The sequence below is a fragment of the Klebsiella sp. MPUS7 genome (assembly GCF_009905335.1).
Classification (GTDB): Bacteria; Pseudomonadota; Gammaproteobacteria; order Enterobacterales; family Enterobacteriaceae; genus Klebsiella; species Klebsiella grimontii.
Genome location: NZ_CP047604.1, coordinates 4,848,852 through 4,867,812, shown reverse-complemented (window position 1 = coordinate 4,867,812; position 18,961 = coordinate 4,848,852). Strand labels below are relative to the sequence as shown.

Below are 18,961 nucleotides of genomic sequence, written 5' to 3'. Positions count from 1 at the left end.
TATATCCTTAATGGGTGAGAGCTGCCTGCGATTGCGGCGCGGTTTCCGCCTTTGCAGTCGAAGGAAGATAACGTTGTTCCGCGCTAAGCGACCACTGCTGGTAGCGCTGGTAGAGTTGTTCGAAGCGTTGCGCCTGGGCCGGGCGGGGCTGCAGGGTACTTTCCACCTGGCTGGCCATGTTTTCCTGCGCGGCGGGGATATCGCGATATACGCCCGCGGCGACGGCGGCGAAGATAGCCGCGCCCAGCGCGCAGCACTGATCGGAGGCGACGATTTGCAGCGGGCGATTCAGCACATCGCAGCAGGCCTGCATGATCACCGGGTTTTTCCGCGCGATGCCGCCGAGCGCCATCACGTTATTGACCGGGATACCCTGGTCGGTGAAGCACTCCATAATGGCGCGGGCGCCGAAGGCGGTGGCGGCAATCAGCCCGCCGAACAGCGCCGGGGCGTCGGTGGCGAGGTTGAGATCGGTAATGACCCCTTTTAGACGCTGGTTGGCATTCGGCGTACGGCGGCCGTTAAACCAGTCCAGCACCACCGGCAGGTGGTCGAGAGACGGGTTTTTCGCCCAGGCGTCGGTCAGCGCGGGCAGCAGCTGTTTCTGGCTGGCTTTGATCTGCTCTTTGAGTTCCGGGTGGGCCTGCGCCAGCTGCTCCAGCGGCCAGCCGAGGATGCGGCCAAACCAGGCGTAGATGTCGCCAAACGCGGATTGCCCCGCTTCCATACCGATAAAGTCAGGCACAACGCTACCGTCGACCTGGCCGCAAATACCCTTCACCGTACGCTCGCCGACGCTCTGTTTATCGGCGATCAGAATGTCGCAGGTGGAGGTGCCGATCACTTTGACCAGCGCGTTTGGCTGCGCACCGGCGCCGACGGCGCCCATATGGCAGTCGAAAGCGCCGCCGGAGATGGCGACGGTTTGCGGCAGGCCCAGGCGCGCGGCCCACTCGGCGGTCAGGGTGCCGACCGGGACATCCGCAGTCCAGGTCTCGCTGAACATCGGATAGGCCAGATTCTGGTTAATAATCGGGTCGAGTTCATCGAAGAAACCGGCTGGCGGCAGGCCGCCCCAGCTTTCGTGCCACAGCGATTTATGCCCGGCGCTGCAGCGGCCGCGACGAATATCCTGCGGGCGGGTGGTACCGGAAAGCAGTGCGGGTACCCAGTCGCATAGCTCAATCCACGACGCGGCGGCTTCGGCGACGGCGCTATCCTGGCGGGTAACGTGGAGGATTTTGGCCCAGAACCATTCGCTGGAGTAGATACCGCCGATATAGCGGGAGTAATCCTCTTTGCCCGGCTGGTGGCAGAGGCGGGTAATCTCCTCCGCTTCTTCCACCGAGGTGTGGTCTTTCCACAGGACGAACATGGCGTTGGGGTTGCTGGCGAATTCGTCGCGCAGCGCCAGGACGTTGCCGTCGGCGTCGATGGGCGCGGGGGTTGAGCCGGTGCTATCCACGCCGATACCCACCACGGCAGCGCGCTGTTCGGCGCTAAGGGATGCGAGGACGCTTTTCAGCGCGGCTTCCATCGATTCGATATAGTCGCGTGGATGATGGCGGAACTGGTTGTTCGGGCCATCGCAGAATAGCCCCTCCTGCCAGCGCGGATACCACTCGACGCTTGCGGCGAGCTCTTCGCCCGTTGCGCACTCTACCGCCAGGGCGCGTACTGAATCACTACCAAAATCGAGGCCAATCGCAATTGCCATGCTGTTACTCCATGCTAAAAATCATTCATGGTGAAACAGTAGATATCTGGGCTGAAAACCGTCAGGCTGTATTCGCTAATCTTATGGACTATATTGCTGTGACGTCGCAAAGTGTGACGCCGTGCAAATATTCAATGTGGACTTTCCTGCCGTCTTTATAGACACTTCAGTTATGCGCTAAAAGCGCCTGAATTGTGCGCTGTGCTCAGTTTTTGCCGAGAGGCGGCGGGTTTTAATTCAATTTATAACCCGCGTCGCAGCACGCGCTGTCAGCCAGAGGATAAAATGCAAGGTATGGACAATTGGTGTCCTTAATGTCTCCAGGAGAGCAGAGTTTATGGCCGAAACGCAAAACGATCCTTTGTTGCCGGGTTACTCTTTTAACGCCCATCTGGTGACGGGCCTGACGCCGATTGACGCCGATGGCTATCTGGATTTCTTTATTGACCGCCCGCTGGGGATGAAAGGCTATATCCTGAACCTGACGATTCGCGGCGAAGGGGTGATCAATAACCACGGGGAGCAGTTTATCTGCCGGCCCGGCGATATGCTGCTGTTTCCGCCGGGAGAGATTCACCATTATGGCCGTCACCCCGATGCCCGCGAGTGGTATCACCAGTGGGTCTATTTCCGGCCGCGCGCCTACTGGCATGAATGGCTAAACTGGCCGACGATTTTCGCCCAGACCGGTTTTTTTCGCCCGGATGAGCAGTGGCAGACGCGCTTTGGCGAACTGTTCGGGCAGATTGTGGAAGCCGGGCAGGGGGCCGGGCGTTACTCCGAACTGCTGGCGATCAATCTCATGGAACAGCTGCTGCTCAGGCGCATGGAGGCCATCAACGAATCGCTGCATCCGCCGCTGGATAACAGGGTGCGCGATGCCTGCCAGTACATCAGCGACCATCTGGCGGACAGCCATTTTGATATCGCCAGCGTCGCCCAGCACGTGTGCCTGTCGCCGTCGCGCCTGTCGCATCTGTTCCGCCAGCAGCTGGGGATCAGCGTGCTGGGGTGGCGGGAGGATCAGCGCATTAGCCAGGCCAAGCTGCTGCTGAGCACCACGCGGATGCCGATCGCCACCGTTGGCCGTAACGTCGGTTTTGAGGATCAGCTCTACTTTTCGCGCGTATTTAAGAAGTGTACCGGCGCCAGCCCGAGCGAGTTTCGCGCCGGGTGTGAATAAAAAGTAAAGAAAGTGAAATGATAGCCCGGGTTATTAACACAGCCAGTAAACTATACAAACAAATGATGGCTTGACGAAGTATTAACGGCTCCGGAGAATCCGTGCTTCGTTTTTAAACCGGGTACATTATGCAAGCATTGCTGGAACACTTTATTACTCAATCTACGGTCTATTCCCTGATAGCCGTTCTGCTGGTCGCCTTCCTCGAGTCGCTGGCGCTGGTCGGGCTTATCTTACCGGGAACGGTGATGATGGCCGGATTGGGGGCGCTGATCGGCAGCGGCGAGGTTAACTTCTGGCAGGCGTGGCTGGCGGGGATTATCGGCTGTTTGCTCGGTGACTGGATTTCGTTCTGGCTGGGCTGGCGCTTCAAAAAGCCGCTGCACCGCTGGTCTTTTTTGAAGAAAAATAAAGCGCTGCTGGATAAAACCGAACATGCGCTGCATCAGCACAGCATGTTGACCATTCTGATTGGCCGATTTGTCGGGCCGACGCGCCCGCTGGTGCCGATGGTCGCCGGAATGCTCGATCTGCCGGTCGCGAAATTCATCCCGCCCAATATCATTGGCTGCCTGCTGTGGCCGCCGCTCTACTTCTTACCGGGGATCCTCGCCGGGGCGGCCATTGATATCCCGGCCGATGAGAATAGCGCCAGCTTTAAGTGGCTGCTGCTGGGCGCGGCGCTGCTGGCGTGGCTGGCGGCGTGGCTGTGCTGGCGGCTGTGGCGCTGCGCTAAAAATTCCGCCGATCGGTTAACCCGCTTTCTGCCGCGTTCGCGTCTGCTGTGGCTCGCTCCGCTTTCGGTGTGCGCCGCCGGGGCCGCGCTGGTTTTCGCCTTCCGCCATCCGCTGATGCCGGTCTATCTCGAGACCCTGCAGAAGGTTATTTTGCGCTAATGCCCAGCAGCGCCGAGGCGCTGCTGTTGCCGCTGAGCAGCGAGGCGGTGTCGCCATCCCAGGCGATTCGTCCCTCGGCCACAACTATCGACCGCGGCGCGATGCGCGCCGCATCTTCCACGCTGTGCGATACCATTAATAGCGTCAGCCGCTGCTGCTGGCAGACGTCGGCAACCAGCGCCAGCATCTCCTGGCGCAGCGCGGGGTCGAGCGCCGAGAAGGGCTCATCCAGCAGCAGCACCGGCTGCTTGCGTACCAGACAGCGCGCCAGCGCCGCGCGCTGACGCTGGCCGCCGGAAAGCTCGCCCGGCAGCCGTTCTAACATCGCATCGATCCCCATCTGTTCGGCGATGGTCCGCAAATGGGCGGTTTGTTCCGCGTTCAGCTTGAGCCCCGGATGCATTCCCAGAGCAATGTTCTGGCGGATGGTGAGGTGGTTAAAGAGGTTATTTTCCTGAAACAGCATCGATACCGGACGACGCGCGGGCGGCGTGTGGGTATGAGGCTGGCCGTCGATGTCGATACTGCCGCTGGCAGGCGGCAGAAAACCGGCAATCAGGTTCAGCAGCGTACTTTTCCCGGCGCCGCTGGGGCCAAGCACCGCGATGCGTTCTCCGCGTTCGACGGCAAGCGTAAAACGCATCGGTAGATGCTGGTAAAGCCAGGTCACATCATTCAGTTTTAGCATCGCGCCCCGGAAGTTTTTCAATCACGCTAAAGAGTAAAAAGCACAGCAGCAGGAGCAGAAGGGCGGTCACGGCGCCGTCCTGGCTACGATAAGAGCCGATCTGCTGATACAGGTAGAACGGCAGGGTACGAAAATCTTCGTTACCGAACAGCGCCACCACGCCGAAGTCGCCAATCGACAGCACGCAGGCGAAGGCCAGCGCCTGGGCCAGCGGGCGCTTTAACGCGCGAAGCTCAACCACCCTGAGACGGGTAAAGCCGTGCATCCCCAGCGACTGGCAGAGGGTACCGTAGCGGGCGGCGATATCGCGCATCGGATTCTCCAGCACTTTAAGCGCGTAGGGGATCGCCATCAGCGCATTGGTAAAAATCACGATACCGTCGGCGGAATCGGGCAGGCCCACGCTGTTATTGAGCAGCAGGAAGAAGCCGGTGGCCAGCACGATGCCCGGCATGGCGAGGATCAGCATCCCGCTTAGCTCCAGCGCCTGCCCGGCCAGCGGGCGACGGCGGGCGCGAAGCTCGCGGCTGCTCCATAGCAGCATCATGGTCAGGATGACGCTTAATAGCCCGGCGGCAAGCGCGATGCGCAGCGACGTCCCGAGCGCCTGCCACAGCGCGGGCTGATGCAGCACGCGAAACAGATTGCTGTTCAGACCGTCGAGTATCACCGCCAGCAGCGGCGGCAGCAGCAGCAAAAGCGCCGCGCCAATCAACGCCATGTCGCACAGCCGGCTGTACAGCCGGTCGTCGGGATCGCGCCAGCCGCGAATATTACTGGCCCCGATGGCGAGGGCTTTGCTCAGCCGTTGGCTAAGCAGCACCAGCCCAAGGCAGCAGATCATCTGGATCAGCGCCAGCATCGCCGCGCGGCCCGGGTCGTAGTCGAAATTAAGGGCCTGGTAAATCGCCAGTTCGATGGTGGTTGCCCGCGGGCCGCCGCCCAGCGACAGCACGGTCGCAAAGCTGGCGAAACAGAGCATAAAGATCAGCGCCGCGACCGGAGCAATTTGCCGGCGCAGCCACGGCCACTCCACCAGACGGAAGAAGACGTAGCCGCGCATGCCGAGCTGGGCGGCGATTTGCCGCTGCTCGCCGGGGATATTTTCCAGCGTTTGTAGCAGCAGGCGCGTGGCCATCGGCATATTAAAGAATACGTGCGCCAGCAGGATCCCCTGCAGCCCGTAGGGCGAGAACGACCACTGCCAGCCGAAAGCGTTAAATAATTCGGCCAGCCAGCCCTGACGGCCGTAGACGCTGAGGATGCCGAAGACCGCCACCAGCACCGGCAGAATTAAGGTCATTGCGCAAAGGCGCAGCAGCAGCGTTCGCCCGGGGAATCGACGCCGATAGAGGGAGCGGGCGAGAAATATCGCCGGCAGCACCGAAAAAAGCGCCGAAAGAAAGGCCTGCCAGAAAGAGAAGCGTACGACGTGCCAGAGATAGCTATCGCCGATCAGCACGCCCCAGGCCGCTTCCGGCGCGCTGAACCACAGCGCCAGAAAGGCGGCCAGCGCCACGACGACCAGAATGATGGCCGCCGTGACTCCCGGTAGGAGCCAGGCGAAAGCTAGCGGCTGACGGCGCGTTGCCATGCGCTGATCCAGTTCTGGCGTTCGGCGGCCACCTGCTGCGGGGTAAATTCGAGGGTCGTTTGCGGTTTCATCAGCGCGTCAAAGCCCGCCGGAAGCGCAACCTGGGTGACCGGATACATCCAGTTGCCGGTCGGGATCGCGTTCTGGAAGCCCGGCGAGACCATAAATTTGAGGAATTTTTCCGCCAGCTCCGGCTGCTTGCTGGCCGCGGTGCGGGCGGCGACTTCAACCTGTAAATAGTGACCTTCCGCGAAGTTCGCCGCGGCGTAGTTATCTTTCTTCTCTTCAATAATATGGTAGGCCGGGGAGGTGGTATAGCTCAGCACCAAATCGCTCTCGCCTTTCAGGAACAGGCCGTAGGCTTCGCTCCAGCCTTTGGTGACGGTGACGGTTTTCGCCGCCAGCTTCTGCCAGGCTTCCGGCGCTTTATCGCCGTACACTTTTTGCATCCACAGCAGCAGCCCCAGACCCGGCGTGCTGGTACGCGGATCTTCATAAATCACCCGCCATTTTTGCTCGCCCTCAACCAGCTCTTTCAGGCTTTTCGGCGGATTTTTCAGCTTGTTTTTATCGTAAACAAAAGCGAAGTAGCCGTAATCGAACGGGACGAAGGTGTCGTTGTCCCAGCCGCCGGGTACGCTGACCGCGCTGGCCGGTACGCCGCTTTTGGCGAACAGTTTGCTCTGCGAGGCGGCTTCCAGCAGGTTGTTATCCAGCCCAAGCACCACGTCGGCTTTGCTGTTTTTGCCTTCCATGCGCAGACGATTGAGCAGCGAGACGCCGTCTTCCAGCGCCACGAACTTCAGTTCGCAGCCGCAGTCGGCTTCAAAGGCTTTTTTAACCGCCGGGCCGGGGCCCCAGTCGGCGGAGAACGAGTCGTAGGTATAAACGGTGAGTAGCGGTTTGGCAAAAACGGGCGCGGCGACCAGCGCCAGCAGCGGGAGTAATTTTTTCAACACTTTGCACCTCAGAAAAAGGGGTGGCAAAGGATTTTGAGTGGGCCTCAAATCCCTTCGCCGGCGTTATCCGGATCAGGTTCGACGGGTATTTTCTCAGCCATAATTCAGCACCCCGTTGAGAACGGCAGTTAGTGTAATGATTTTGTCAGCGGACTGAAAGCATTACGGTTCCGGCGGCGCGAACCACGCGGATTTAAAGTCAAACCAGCCGAGCGTGTTCATGCGTACGCCGCGCATACTGCGCTGCCCCTGGATCATCAGCCAGTGGTGGATGAGCGGCACCACGGTTTGATTGGCCAGCAGCTGCTGGCTCCAGGTGGCGGGGTTAAGCTCTCCCGCGCGCCAGCGGCTTGCGTCTTCCTCCCAGTCGATGGGAATACAGTTGCGAATTAGCGGGACTTCATACAGCCAGGCAAACAGGGAAAAATCGATCGGCAAGGTAAAGTTGGCGCTGTTAAGCCACACGTCGCTGACCGCTTCACCGCGGTGCCACTCCTGGTATTCCAGTTCCTGAATCTCCAGCTTAACCTGATGCTCGGCCAGCAGCGTCGCCATGATCCCGCCGATCACGCGATGCTCGACGTGGTCCTGGTAGTAGGTCAGCCTGACCGTTTCCAGGCCCGGCGGTTTTTCGCAGGCGTGGCTGCGCGCGTGATGCCAGCGGGGCAGCAGACCATAGGCCGGGAACCAGTTTCCCTGATAGTGCTCGCCGGCGTGGTAGAGCAGGCTGGCGGGCTGGAACAGATAGCTTAACCACTGGCGTACCGCCGCGTTGGCGCCGAGCGGGCTGCGGGCGTCGAACAGCAGGTAATAACAACCCTCTTCCAGACGGCTTTCTACCGCTTTCTCGCTTTGCGTGGTGCCCTGTAACGTTAACCCGCCGTTGGGCTCTTCGCTGATTTCCGGCAGGACCCAGACGTTCACTTCATCGATCAGCGCCCGGTAGCCGAAATAGTCGTCAAAGGCGTGAATTTTGAGCTGGTTCTGGTTATTGCGCACCACCGAGTAGGGCCCGGTGCCGACGGGGATGCTGGAGAAATTGTCCATCGACTGCCACTCGTGCGGCAGGATCATGGCCGGTACCTGGCTTAACAACCACGGTAGCCAGCGGTCGGGTTGGCTGAGATGAATGTCGAGAGTCCAGGCGGTAGGGGAGTCGATACGCTCGATATGAGAAAACAGCGGCAGCGCGTTGCTGCGCTGCAGGGAGGTGATGACATCCTCCATCTCCAGTTCGCGACCATGATGAAAATGAATCCCCGGACGCAGGAAAAAGCGCCAGTGGGTCGGGGTGATCTGCTGCCAATGGTGAGCAATATCGGCCTCCAGTTCCCCATTTTCCTCATTTACCCGGGTGAGAGCGCTAAAAATCTGCCGGGCGATATGGGTTTCCGAGCGGCGCAGCGCGCTGCCGGGCAGCAAATTTTTCATCGGCCGGTAGTAGAGCACGCGCAGGATATGCCGACCCTGGCGAAAGCTGCGGCCTAAATGGGAAACCAGCATTTGCCGGACGGCGGCTTTATCGCCAACCAGCTGTACCAGCTGATCGATTCTGTCCTGCTCCAGCAGATCTTCCGCCCTCTGCTGCTGCAGCGCGAGACCGGTATAGAGAAAAGCGAGCCGGGAACGCTTGCCGCGTCCGGCCTCCGCCTCCCAGGTCAGCCAGCCGCGCGCCTCCATCATGTTGAGTAAGGTACGCATATGACGACGCGAGCAGCTTAGCATCTCTGCCAGTTCATTCAGCGTTGTCTCCTGCGACTTGCCATCGCAGCACTGCCACAGGCGGATGAACTGCTGTTGTAAACGACCGGAAGACATAAAAGGGGAACTCCTGATAAAAACTCAGCAATTTATTACTTCCTATATTAAGGCAATAATCCACGTCGATGAAGCGAGGAGGTGGATATGATGAGGTCAACCGCAAAACAGTTCTACCAATGCTACTTTTCTGCGACGCAGGATGCGTCCTGGCTGGCCCGCCTGATGGCAGGAAGACAGCAGGAAATTCTCGGTGAACTGATGCAGTGGGGAGTTACGTCGCAGACCTCTGAACATTGACTTGCAGACATCATGTGTGACTGAGTATTGGTGTTATACTCGTCGTCTTTCAAGCTGCAGGTGCGTTGGCTGCGCCCGCTCGCCCGGGTCACATAGTTATCTATGTTCCCAGGGACTTACGTTCTGGCCGCCTGCCCGCAACTCGAAATCCATAGAGTATAGAATCACCCGCCAGCAGAAAACTTCTGCTGGCTTTTTTCGTTTTCTTCTTCGCGTGTTTAAGGATATTTCATGCTGTGGTTAATGACGATGGGGCGTCGGCTTAACGGCGTTTACGCCGCTTTTATGCTTGTCGCTTTCATGATGGGGATCGCAGGCGCGCTGCAGGCGCCGACGCTCAGCTTATTTCTTAGCCGCGAAGTCGGTGCGCAGCCTTTCTGGGTGGGGCTGTTCTATACCGTTAACGCCATTGCCGGGATTCTGGTCAGCCTGGCGCTGGCTAAACGCTCCGATAGTCGAGGCGATCGTCGACGGCTGATTATGTTTTGCTGCCTGATGGCGGTGGGAAACGCGCTGCTGTTTGCGTTCAATCGCCACTATCTGACGCTGATTACCTGCGGGGTTATGCTGGCCTCCGTGGCGAATGCCGCGATGCCGCAGCTCTTCGCTCTGGCGCGGGAATATGCCGATAGCTCGGCGCGCGAAGTGGTGATGTTCAGTTCGATAATGCGTGCGCAGCTCTCGCTAGCGTGGGTCATTGGCCCACCGCTGGCTTTTATGCTGGCGCTGAATTATGGCTTCACCACCATGTTCTCCATTGCCGCCGGGATCTTTGTCATTAGCCTGGCGCTGATCGCTTTTAAGCTACCGTCGGTCGCCCGCGTTGAACAACCCTCGGAAGGGGCCGAAGTGCTGGTGCAGGCCGGAGGGTGGCACGATAAAAACGTGCGGATGCTGTTTATCGCCTCCACGCTGATGTGGACCTGCAATACCATGTATATCATTGATATGCCTCTGTGGATCAGCAGCGATCTTGGCCTGCCGGACAGCCTTGCTGGGATCCTGATGGGCACCGCTGCCGGGCTGGAGATCCCAGCGATGATTTTGGCGGGCTACTACGTTAAGCGCTGGGGCAAGCGCAATATGATGGTGACGGCGGTTGCGGCGGGCGTGCTGTTTTATATCGGCCTGATTCTGTTTCACGACCGGGTTGCGCTGCTGATTTTACAGCTGTTTAATGCCGTCTTTATCGGCATTGTGGCCGGGATTGGCATGCTGTGGTTTCAGGATCTGATGCCCGGAAGGGCGGGGGCCGCGACGACGCTGTTTACCAACAGTATTTCCACCGGAGTCATTCTGGCCGGGGTCATTCAGGGCGCGCTGTCGCAAAGCTATGGGCACGCCAGCGTCTACTGGACGATTGCCGCGATTTCCCTGGTGACGCTGTTTATGACCAGCAGGGTGAAAGATATCTAAGCGTTTTCATTGCCCCGGCAGGAAGCCGGGGCAATGTCTGGGCCGGTTATTTCAATTCAATTCTTTTGATATCACCGATAATAAAAATATAGGCGATAACGCCAATTAGTGCGGTTAAACCGATATAAATTAGCGCGTAGAAAAAATTTCCAGTCATTGATATGATGACGCCAATAATTAATGGGGTGATAATTGACGCCATATTTGCGCAGAAGTTGAAGATCCCGCCGGTCAGGCCGCCCATATTTTTTGGTGCAATATCAGAAATAAGCGTCCAGCCGAGACCGACCATCCCCTGGCCGAAAAAAGCTACCGACATGATAATAATCACTGCGGTATTGCTGTCGACCCAGTTAGCAAGGATGATGCAGCTCGAAAGCAGCAGTCCGGAAATAATAGGCAGCTTCCTGCTAATATTAACCGACTGGGTTTTCTTTAATATTTTATCGGATGCCCAGCCGCCGAAAAATATCCCGATAGCGGCGGCCAGGAACGGCCAGGAGGCGAAGAAACCCACGTGTAGCCACGGTAAGTGGCGTTCGTTGGCCAGATAAGTCGGGAACCATGTCAGGAAGAACACCAGCGTGGTGTTACCGGCAAATTGCCCAAGACTGGCGCCAATGATTTGTCGGCAGCAGAGTAGACGCTTCGCATCCGGCCAGTTGAAAGGGATGTTTTCATTGGCGGCAGCCGTATTTTCTACGCCGATATACTCCAGCTCTGCTTTATTTGCCGTTTTTGATTGATGCGGTTCGTGATAAAACTTCCACCATACAAAAGTAAACGCGATGCCCAGACCGCCGGTCAGAATAAATAACGTTCGCCAGCCATGATGTTCAAGAATTAAAAAAAGTAGCGGGGAGAATGCGGCCAGGCCAATATATTCACCGACGGTGTAAGTTGCCGTCGCGCGAGCGCGTTCATGCTGGGGGAACCATTTACTGACGACCCGGCTATTAACCGGGAAGCAGGGGGCTTCGCTGATACCTAAGCCTAAACGCAGCAGCAGCAGAGACTTTAGCCCGACAGAAAAACTTTGTAATAAGGTAAAGGTTGACCAGAAGAAAATAGCAAGCGCGTAGGTCAGTTTATTGCCAAAGCGATCTAAAAACATCCCGCCGGGAATTTGTGCCAGCGCGTAGGTCCAGGCGAAAGCAGAAAAAACGATCCCCATCATCGCCGGGTCAATATGTATTTCGCTTGTTAACTTGGGAGCAACAATACCTAAAATAGTACGATCGAGATAATTTATCATCGTCCCTATCGATAGTAACATTAAAATTACAATTCGCGTTTTAGTTCGCTTCTGCGCGGCCGACGGCAAAATCGGCCGTTCCTGAGCATCGATCGTCCTCATAGTGATTTCCTTTAAAGTTTAAAATATTTTTGCATGTATTTATGCATGCAGAAATATTCTGCTTAAGTATTGACTCTATCGATGAGAAGTCATGCTTTGTTACGTAAAACAATATTTGATATAACGCCGGTATTTCTCCGTTTCGGCTCATCATAGATGGCTTGTATGGTATATTAGGGGCATTAGTTTTATTCTTATAGTATACGAGCAAAAATAATGAACCTAAAGCAACTTTATTATTTTAAGCGGCTGGCAGAAACCGAGCACTACACTGAAGCCGCCTCCAGCCTTTTTATCACTCAACCCTCGCTGAGCCATGCCATATCTGAACTGGAGAAAGAGCTGGGCGTGGCGCTATTCGCCAGGCAGGGGCGCAATATCAAGATTACGCAGAACGGTAAGCGCTTTCTTCCCTACGTGGAAGATGCGCTGGCCTCGTTAGAAAATGGCCGCATGACGTTGCAAAAAAATAGCGCAGAGAACAAAGAGAATATACGCATCGCGTTTATTTATACCATGGGAGAGTATGTTGTTCCGCAGTTAATTAATAAGTATTCACTTTCACCATCTCGTCACAATGTGACATTTTCCTTTACGCAGGGTACGTCGTTAACGCTTCTGCAGGAACTCAAGGCCGGGAAAAGCGATCTGGCTATTTGTTCTTATATTGCGGATGAACCGGATATTGATTTCATTCCTATTATTCAGCAAGAACTGGTGGTGGTGACGGCAAAAGATCACCCTCTGGCCAGGCTCTATGAAAATGAAGTCGACCTGGTGGAGACAATCCACTACCCCTATATCTATTTTTCAGAAAATAGCGGTCTGCGACCTTTTATTGATAACGTGTTTATGCAGCAAAAACTGGTGCCGGATATTGCCTGCTACGTTGATGAGGATACGGCGATGGCGGGGCTGGTCAGTATTGATTATGGGATTGCGATTATGCCGCGAATTTCCGCGCTCTCGTATTACAACGTGCATATCCTGACGATCAAAAATGCGATTCCTCCACGTTATATCTACCTGGCAACGATGAAAGAGCGGGTACTTTCTCCAGCTATTCAGTCATTTAAAGATGTCATTATTAATGACAGTCAAAAAATCCGCTAGCATGATGCCCGGAGGAAGACCTCCGGGCGATGTTTTATCAGGAAAGGATATCCATCAGTTCACGCAGTTGGGTAATGGCAATTTGTCCCGGCGCAGAAGCCTGGCCTACGGTCCCGAAGGTCATCGCTGAACCGAACAAACGGCCGGTTACCCGGCTGACGCCGCCGGATTTACCCATCGACATGGTGATTAACGGTCGAGTGGCGTACTTCTCTTTCATGGTCAGCGTTGCCGAGAGCAGCGTCAGGACATCCTGCGGCGACTGCGGCATAACCGCGATCTTCGGCAGGTCAGCGCCGAGATCCTGCATGCGGCGCAGGCGGTAGATGATATCTTCCTGGGCCGGCGTTTTATGGAAATCATGATTGCTCATGATGACCTTTACGCCAGCAGCATGGGCATCATTCACCAGCGAGCGAATTTGCGCTTCGTCGTTAAACAGCTCGATATCAATCACGTCGGTCAGACCGCTGACGGCCGCCTGGCGATTTAGCTCAAAGTAGGCTTCATCGCTGATTTCCGTTTCGCCACCCTCTTTTTTGCTGCGGAAGGTGAACAGCAGCGGGATCGCATCCAGCAGCTGGCGAATTTCACCCAGCGCCAGCAGGACCTGCTCAATTTCCCTGACCTGGGTGAAGTGATCGACGCGCCATTCGATAATGTCAGCTCCGGCGGTAGCCAGCGCGCGAGCGTTGGTCTGCAGCTCGGCAAGCGTTTTACCGATCAGCGGTACGCAAATTAAGGTTTCCCCTTCCTGGAAGGTGATGTTTTTTACTGTTACTGCTTGAGTCATGTTGGTATCCATTATTCTTTTTGTCATTGACCATCAGGCGGTTGCTGCAACATGGGATGTTCTGGCAGCGGCGCGAACCTGAAGCTGACGATAACCGATGTACAGGGCGATCACAAAGCCGACGATAGCGATCAGAAGATCGAACCACATAATGCTGGCGATACCTATCTTCGATAGTTTTGCCGTGATCAGCGGGATCGTAAAGCTGGCCAGACTGCCTGCGGTATAAAAGATCCCGGTGGCTTTGCCTTTCCCGTTCGGGAAGCTCATGGCCATAATGGTCGCGCCTATCTGCAGTACGCCGCCGGCGGCGGAGAAACCGATGATAAAGGCGAAGCCGGTAACCACCATTGGCGTCGGGAACAGGCAAACGATCAGCAATGCAATCATCGACAGGAAGGTGTAGACAATCATGGCGACGGCTGAACTAAATACCTCTTTGACAAAGGCGGCGGTGACGAATACGCACGTCAGGGAACCCGCAGTATAGACGCTCAGGAGTTTAATTGCCGACTCGTGAGGAATACCGGCAACGAACTCGCCATACTGCGCTAGCCACTGGCTGACCAGATAAAACGTCGCCATACCGATATAGCCGTACAGGGTAAAGATAACCATATCCAGTTTACTGGAGTCCGCCTGTGGGGCAGCGGCGGCAGCCGGCGATTTTTCTGCGCTCTCCTTTTTCGCCCGATGGTCCGGGAACGGCATTTTTATCAGGTAGACGGCGCTCAGGAGCATCAATGCCGCAGCGATAATAAACGACCATCCGTACCACATATTCGCCCAAATCAGCAGGCTGATAATGAACGGCAGCAGGAACTGCCCGGCAGAGACAAAGGCCTTAATCAGCACATTTGCGCGGCTGGCGGAGTTTGGGAAAGATTCCATCAGCGCCGGGTAGGTACCGGAGTCGAGGAAGCTGTTCGCCAGTCCCGCCATAATGCCGCAGCAGTAGGCCAGATAGATATTTTTCGTCAGCAGAATACCGAGAAAGAACACCACATAGCTGGCAATCCCGAGATAGATAAAGGGTTTACGGCCAAAACGATCGGACAGGAATCCGGTGACGATCGTGGCGAGCTTGCCAATCCCGAGCGACGAAATGACGATGGAGACGCCGGCCGCGTCGGTTCCCCACTGTTCCTGCAGATTCGCCATATTGAGGGTAATTAATAGCACCCCCATGCCGTGGATCAGGTAGTTTAGATAGAGCCCAGCTGCCGTTGGGACATATGGATTTTTCATCGCGCCCATCCTTAGAACAGGATACTTTTGATGTGTTCAACCGGCATTTCTTTGCCTGTCCAGATTTCAAAAGCGCGCGCGCCTTGCCAGAGCATCATCCCCAGACCGTTGATGGTGCGGCAGCCTTTTTTCTCGGCCACTTCCAGCAGATAGGTTTTGCGCGGGTTATAGACCACGTCAGACACGATCAGGTCCGGGCGCAGGAAGCTGTCGTCAGGCAGCAGCATCTGGCCTTCAAACGGTTTCATGCCCACGCCGGTGGCGTTGGTGAGAATGACGCTGCTGTCGATCTCGGCGCGCAGTTTGTCATGATCGTCCAGATCGAACAGGTGGATCTCGCAGCGGGTGTTGTTACGGATTTTGGCGACGGTCTGTTCTGCATTGGCGAAGAATTTATCTTTGCGGTTGAAGATGGAGATCGCTTTGACGCCGTCCAGCGCGGCCTGTACGCAGAGGGCGGTTGCCGCGCCGCCGGCGCCCAGCACGGTCATCTTTTTGCCGATGATGTCGATGCCTTCTTCTTTGAGCGCGCGCATATATCCAGTGCCATCGGTGATGTGGCCGGTCAGTACGCCATTGTCGTTCACCACGGTATTCACCGCGCCAACCAGCTCTGCAGCCGGAGAGAGTTTGTCCAGATACTGGCAAATCTCCGTTTTGTTCGGCATCGAGACGTTACAGCCGCGCAGTTTTAACGCGCGAAAGCCCTGTACCACATCTTTCAGCTCTTCATTACCCACTTCGAACGCCAGGTAAACATAGTCCAGCCCCAGATGGGCAAAAGCTTCGTTGTGCATGGTCGGCGACATGCTGTGACGAATCGGGGTCGCAATCAGGCCAATCAGCTCGGTGTGTCCGGTAATACGTTCTGCCATGATAAAATCCTCAATATGTTAGAAATGGAATTTTTGTCGATTCGCGGTTGCCGAGAGCCCCCATATCTTCGAGGGTATCCAGCACGTTGCGCCCTTCGCGCACGCCATCAATAATTCGCCGGGCCATCAGGCTGTCGCCGATGTTCATTATTTTTACGTTATTGGCTCTGGCCCATTGCTCAATCTCATTGAGACCGGCGGTGTTGGCGCGCATTCCCAGGCAGACGAAGCCGTAATCAAAAGGAATGTCGAAGGCGCCATCCGCATTTTTAACGGTGAAATGCGTTGGGGTAACGGCAACCAGCTGCGTGCGCATGTGCTGTTCCACGTGATGTTCATCGAGCATGGTCAACATGGCATTTTTAGTAATGATGTCCAGGTCGCGTCCCGGCGCGTCCTGCATCTCGATAAGCACGGCGCTGGCGCCGCGCGCGGAGAAGTATTCAATAACGTCCAGACCCACGGCGCCCGCGCCGACGACGGCGATGCGTTTACCCGTTGCATCGGCAAACTGGTCCAGATGATGAATCATGTTGGTAATGGAGAAGACGTTGCCGCCTTCGACATCGATGTTTTCACGCAGCCCTTCAATCGGCGGCAGCAGGGGAACTGAACCGGTGGCGTTGACGATTAAATTCGGGCGCAAAGCGGAAACGGACGCCACGGTGGCGCGCTTGCCGACCTGCAGCATCAGGTTATCGAGGGAGGCGATACGGTTTTTCATAAACTGCGGAAAATCAGCGATACGCTTTTTCTCCGGCAGCAGGGAGATCTCGCTGGCCAGCCCGCCGATGCTGTGTTTTTCTTCCAGCAGCCAGGTATGGCAGCCGACTTCAGCCGCGGTGCAGGCGGCTTCCATGCCCGCCGTACCCGCGCCGATAACCACGACGTTGGTATCACGGATCACGCGCTGCTGTTTGTAAGCGTCGCCGTGGATGATATCCGGGTTGATCGAGCAGCGCAGAGGGCGCGAGCGGGCGATACGGTGATCCGCGCAGCCAATGTTGCAGGAGATGCATTTCCGCATCAAACGTTCGTTACCGCTCTGAACTTTTTGCACCCACTCCGGCTCGGCGATCAGCCCGCGACCGATGGCAATCAGGTCGGCATCGCCGCTGGCGATAATATCTTCTGCGACTTTCGGGGTACGGATGTTGCCGGCAATCACCGTGGGTTTGTGGAATTTGTCACGTACCGCGCGGGAGAGGTAGCGCTTCCAGCCATCTTCCAGAGACATCTGGTCTATCTGGAAATTCAGGTTGTCGTTTTGCGCTGCGGAGACGTTGATAATATCTACTTTTTCCTCGCACAGTTCGAGGATCCGCAGTGAATCTTCGAGCGTATTCCCGCCCTCCAGGAAATCATCGGCGCTAATACGCAGGCTGACCGGGAAACGCGGACCTACGCAGGCGCGTACCTTATCGACGATTAAGGTTAATATTCTGGCGCGATTCTCTACGCTACCGCCAAATTCATCGGTGCGCTTATTAAACAGCGGTGATAAAAACTGACTAATTAAATAAGAGTGGCCGGCGTGAATTTCCACGCAGTCGAATCCGGCGCGGCGTACGCGTTCCGCGGCATCACCAAATTTATCGACGGCATGATAAATCTCGTCGTGCGTCATCGGACGGGGAATATTACCGTTCTTTTTGGACGGGGTGCTTGAAGAAGAAAGCGGCATTTCACCATTCAGGCGATACGCATAGGCTGAAGCGCCAGCGTGGTTTAATTGAATACCGACGCAGGCACCGTGTTTATGTAAGGTTTCGGTTAATTTGAACAGGCGCGGAATATATTGATCGTTATCGATACGCAGCTGCGTGGTGCCGTTAGAGGCGAAAGGAAAATCGATACAAATATTCTCGATAGTGATGAGTCCTGTGCCGCCCCGCGCGCGTAGCTCATAGTAGTCAATCTGTTCCTGGGTGACTTCACCGTTCAGGCTCGCCAGGTTGGTCCCCATCGGCGGCATGATGATGCGGTTTTTTATCGTCATTCCGTTAATGGTCAACGGGGAAAAAAGATGGGGGTAGTGGCTCATATGCTCTCTCCACTGGATGCCTGATGGCCGCTTACGGCGATTCTGGCCTGTCCAAAGTTAATATTTCTCTGTGGGGAAAGATAACGAGGGGTCTAATAGAAAAATAATGCTTTTTTTTGCGTGGAGCTATAGCGGGATTCTATGGGATTAACAATCAATTTACATATTCATGTTTTTATCTTAAATATTTCAATCGATTTTTTACTTGTACTTGTGGAATGACACAAAAAGAGTGGGGGAATGATTGAATAGATGCCCAATTGATAATGATTTATATTTTTTACGGATAAAAATTTGTTTTGCCAGGGCGACCAATATTGATATATGTGCGCCAGATCTCATTTTCGCCCGACGAAAAAAAAGCCCGAAGCGAAGTTCGGGCTGGGTTATAAACTGCGGGTCGCCTTAATTCATAAAGGCCGGTTGTTTTTGCTCATAGGCTGAAATCGCTTCTTCGTGCTGCAGAGTCAGGCCGATGCTGTCCAGACCGTTAAGCATGCAGTGACGACGGAAAGCGTCAATTTTAAAGCTATAGGATTTATCGCCAGCTTTAACCACCTCGGATTCCAGATCGACTTCAAATTTAATGCCGGGCTGAGAGTGGACCAGTTTAAACAGCTCATCGACCTGCGCTTCGCTCAGCGTGACCGGCAGCAGCTGATTGTTAAAGCTGTTGCCGTAGAAGATATCGGCGAAGCTGGGGGCGATAACGACTTTAAAGCCGTAATCGGTCAGCGCCCACGGTGCGTGCTCGCGCGAGGAGCCGCAGCCGAAGTTTTCCCGCGCCAGCAGGATAGAGGCGCCTTTATACTCCGGGAAGTTCAGCACGAATTCCGGGTTAGGCTGTTCGCCTTTGTCGTCCAGGAAGCGCCAGTCGTTAAACAGATGGGCGCCAAAACCGGTACGCGTGACTTTCTGCAGAAACTGCTTTGGAATAATTGCATCGGTATCGACGTTCGCGGCGTCCAGCGGAACCACCAGGCCGGTATGTTGGGTAAATTTCTCTGCCATGATGGTTTC

16 protein-coding genes and 1 riboswitch are annotated in these 18,961 nt (G+C 55.7%); of the genes, 5 read left to right on the top strand and 11 right to left on the bottom strand.

Annotated elements, in window-relative coordinates; translation table 11 throughout:
- Nucleotides 1-7 precede the first annotated feature (7 nt).
- Nucleotides 8-1,717, bottom strand: coding sequence for a ribulokinase (araB, locus tag GUC22_RS22720; protein ID WP_024360298.1), 1,710 nt, complete (start codon nt 1,715-1,717; stop codon nt 8-10).
- A gap of 337 nt (nt 1,718-2,054) precedes the next feature.
- On the opposite strand from araB, the gene araC reads away from it, so the two are divergent.
- Nucleotides 2,055-2,900, top strand: a complete 846-nt coding sequence (gene araC / locus GUC22_RS22715; RefSeq protein WP_004128863.1) for an arabinose operon transcriptional regulator AraC — start codon at nt 2,055-2,057, stop codon at nt 2,898-2,900.
- Between the two features lie 128 nt (nt 2,901-3,028).
- A complete protein-coding gene (locus GUC22_RS22710) occupies nt 3,029-3,796 on the top strand; it encodes a DedA family protein (RefSeq protein ID WP_049132163.1) in 768 nt (255 codons plus the stop codon).
- On the opposite strand, the gene thiQ is transcribed toward GUC22_RS22710, so the two are convergent.
- The 4 genes from thiQ to sgrR form a co-directional block, all read right to left on the bottom strand.
- A complete protein-coding gene (gene thiQ / locus GUC22_RS22705; protein ID WP_049132164.1) occupies nt 3,783-4,484 on the bottom strand; it encodes a thiamine ABC transporter ATP-binding protein ThiQ in 702 nt (233 codons plus the stop codon). The two genes, GUC22_RS22710 and thiQ, sit on opposite strands and share 14 nt — an antisense overlap.
- Nucleotides 4,468-6,078 (bottom strand): thiamine/thiamine pyrophosphate ABC transporter permease ThiP, encoded by a 1,611-nt coding sequence (gene thiP / locus GUC22_RS22700; protein ID WP_049132165.1) that lies wholly within the window; start codon nt 6,076-6,078, stop codon nt 4,468-4,470. The genes thiQ and thiP overlap by 17 nt, the downstream gene beginning before the upstream one ends.
- Nucleotides 6,054-7,037, bottom strand: a complete 984-nt coding sequence (gene thiB / locus GUC22_RS22695; RefSeq protein ID WP_004872211.1) for a thiamine ABC transporter substrate binding subunit — start codon at nt 7,035-7,037, stop codon at nt 6,054-6,056. Before thiB ends, thiP begins: the two co-directional genes overlap by 25 nt.
- A 31-nt stretch (nt 7,038-7,068) precedes the next feature.
- Nucleotides 7,069-7,162, bottom strand: a riboswitch (TPP riboswitch).
- 37 nt (nt 7,163-7,199) lie between these two features.
- Nucleotides 7,200-8,855 carry an HTH-type transcriptional regulator SgrR gene (gene sgrR / locus GUC22_RS22690; RefSeq protein ID WP_004872209.1) on the bottom strand — a complete coding sequence of 552 codons (1,656 nt, stop codon included), beginning with the start codon at nt 8,853-8,855 and terminating at the stop codon, nt 7,200-7,202.
- A gap of 87 nt (nt 8,856-8,942) precedes the next feature.
- On the opposite strand from sgrR, the gene sgrT reads away from it, so the two are divergent.
- Together sgrT and GUC22_RS22680 are read left to right on the top strand one after the other, a co-directional pair.
- Nucleotides 8,943-9,095, top strand: coding sequence for a glucose uptake inhibitor SgrT (sgrT, locus tag GUC22_RS22685; RefSeq protein ID WP_071830630.1), 153 nt, complete (start codon nt 8,943-8,945; stop codon nt 9,093-9,095).
- 231 nt (nt 9,096-9,326) lie between these two features.
- Nucleotides 9,327-10,511 carry a sugar efflux transporter gene (locus GUC22_RS22680; protein WP_004872206.1) on the top strand — a complete coding sequence of 395 codons (1,185 nt, stop codon included), beginning with the start codon at nt 9,327-9,329 and terminating at the stop codon, nt 10,509-10,511.
- 46 nt (nt 10,512-10,557) lie between these two features.
- Here the strand turns inward: GUC22_RS22680 and GUC22_RS22675 are convergent, their stop codons facing one another.
- Entirely contained in the window at nt 10,558-11,868 is a 1,311-nt protein-coding gene (locus tag GUC22_RS22675) for an MFS transporter (protein ID WP_049090147.1), read from the bottom strand.
- 216 nt (nt 11,869-12,084) lie between these two features.
- Here GUC22_RS22675 and GUC22_RS22670 point away from each other — a divergent pair, with 216 nt between their 5' ends.
- Nucleotides 12,085-12,981, top strand: a complete 897-nt coding sequence (locus GUC22_RS22670; protein ID WP_004872203.1) for a LysR family transcriptional regulator — start codon at nt 12,085-12,087, stop codon at nt 12,979-12,981.
- Nucleotides 12,982-13,018: 37 nt separating this feature from the next.
- Here GUC22_RS22670 and aroD read toward each other — a convergent pair whose 3' ends face one another.
- From aroD to leuD, 5 genes are all read right to left on the bottom strand, one after another.
- Complete coding sequence (aroD, locus tag GUC22_RS22665) at nt 13,019-13,774, bottom strand: type I 3-dehydroquinate dehydratase (RefSeq protein WP_024360302.1); 756 nt, start codon at nt 13,772-13,774, stop codon at nt 13,019-13,021.
- Nucleotides 13,775-13,807: 33 nt separating this feature from the next.
- Nucleotides 13,808-15,022 (bottom strand): MFS transporter, encoded by a 1,215-nt coding sequence (locus tag GUC22_RS22660; protein ID WP_024360303.1) that lies wholly within the window; start codon nt 15,020-15,022, stop codon nt 13,808-13,810.
- An 11-nt stretch (nt 15,023-15,033) separates the two neighbouring features.
- Nucleotides 15,034-15,897, bottom strand: a complete 864-nt coding sequence (locus tag GUC22_RS22655; protein WP_024360304.1) for a shikimate dehydrogenase — start codon at nt 15,895-15,897, stop codon at nt 15,034-15,036.
- A gap of 10 nt (nt 15,898-15,907) precedes the next feature.
- The gene (locus tag GUC22_RS22650) at nt 15,908-17,941 is read right to left on the bottom strand and encodes an FAD-dependent oxidoreductase (RefSeq protein ID WP_004872195.1); all 2,034 of its coding nucleotides are present in this window, start codon (nt 17,939-17,941) and stop codon (nt 15,908-15,910) included.
- Between the two features lie 405 nt (nt 17,942-18,346).
- Nucleotides 18,347-18,952, bottom strand: coding sequence for a 3-isopropylmalate dehydratase small subunit (gene leuD, locus GUC22_RS22645; protein WP_024360306.1), 606 nt, complete (start codon nt 18,950-18,952; stop codon nt 18,347-18,349).
- Between the last annotated feature and the right edge of the window lie 9 nt (nt 18,953-18,961).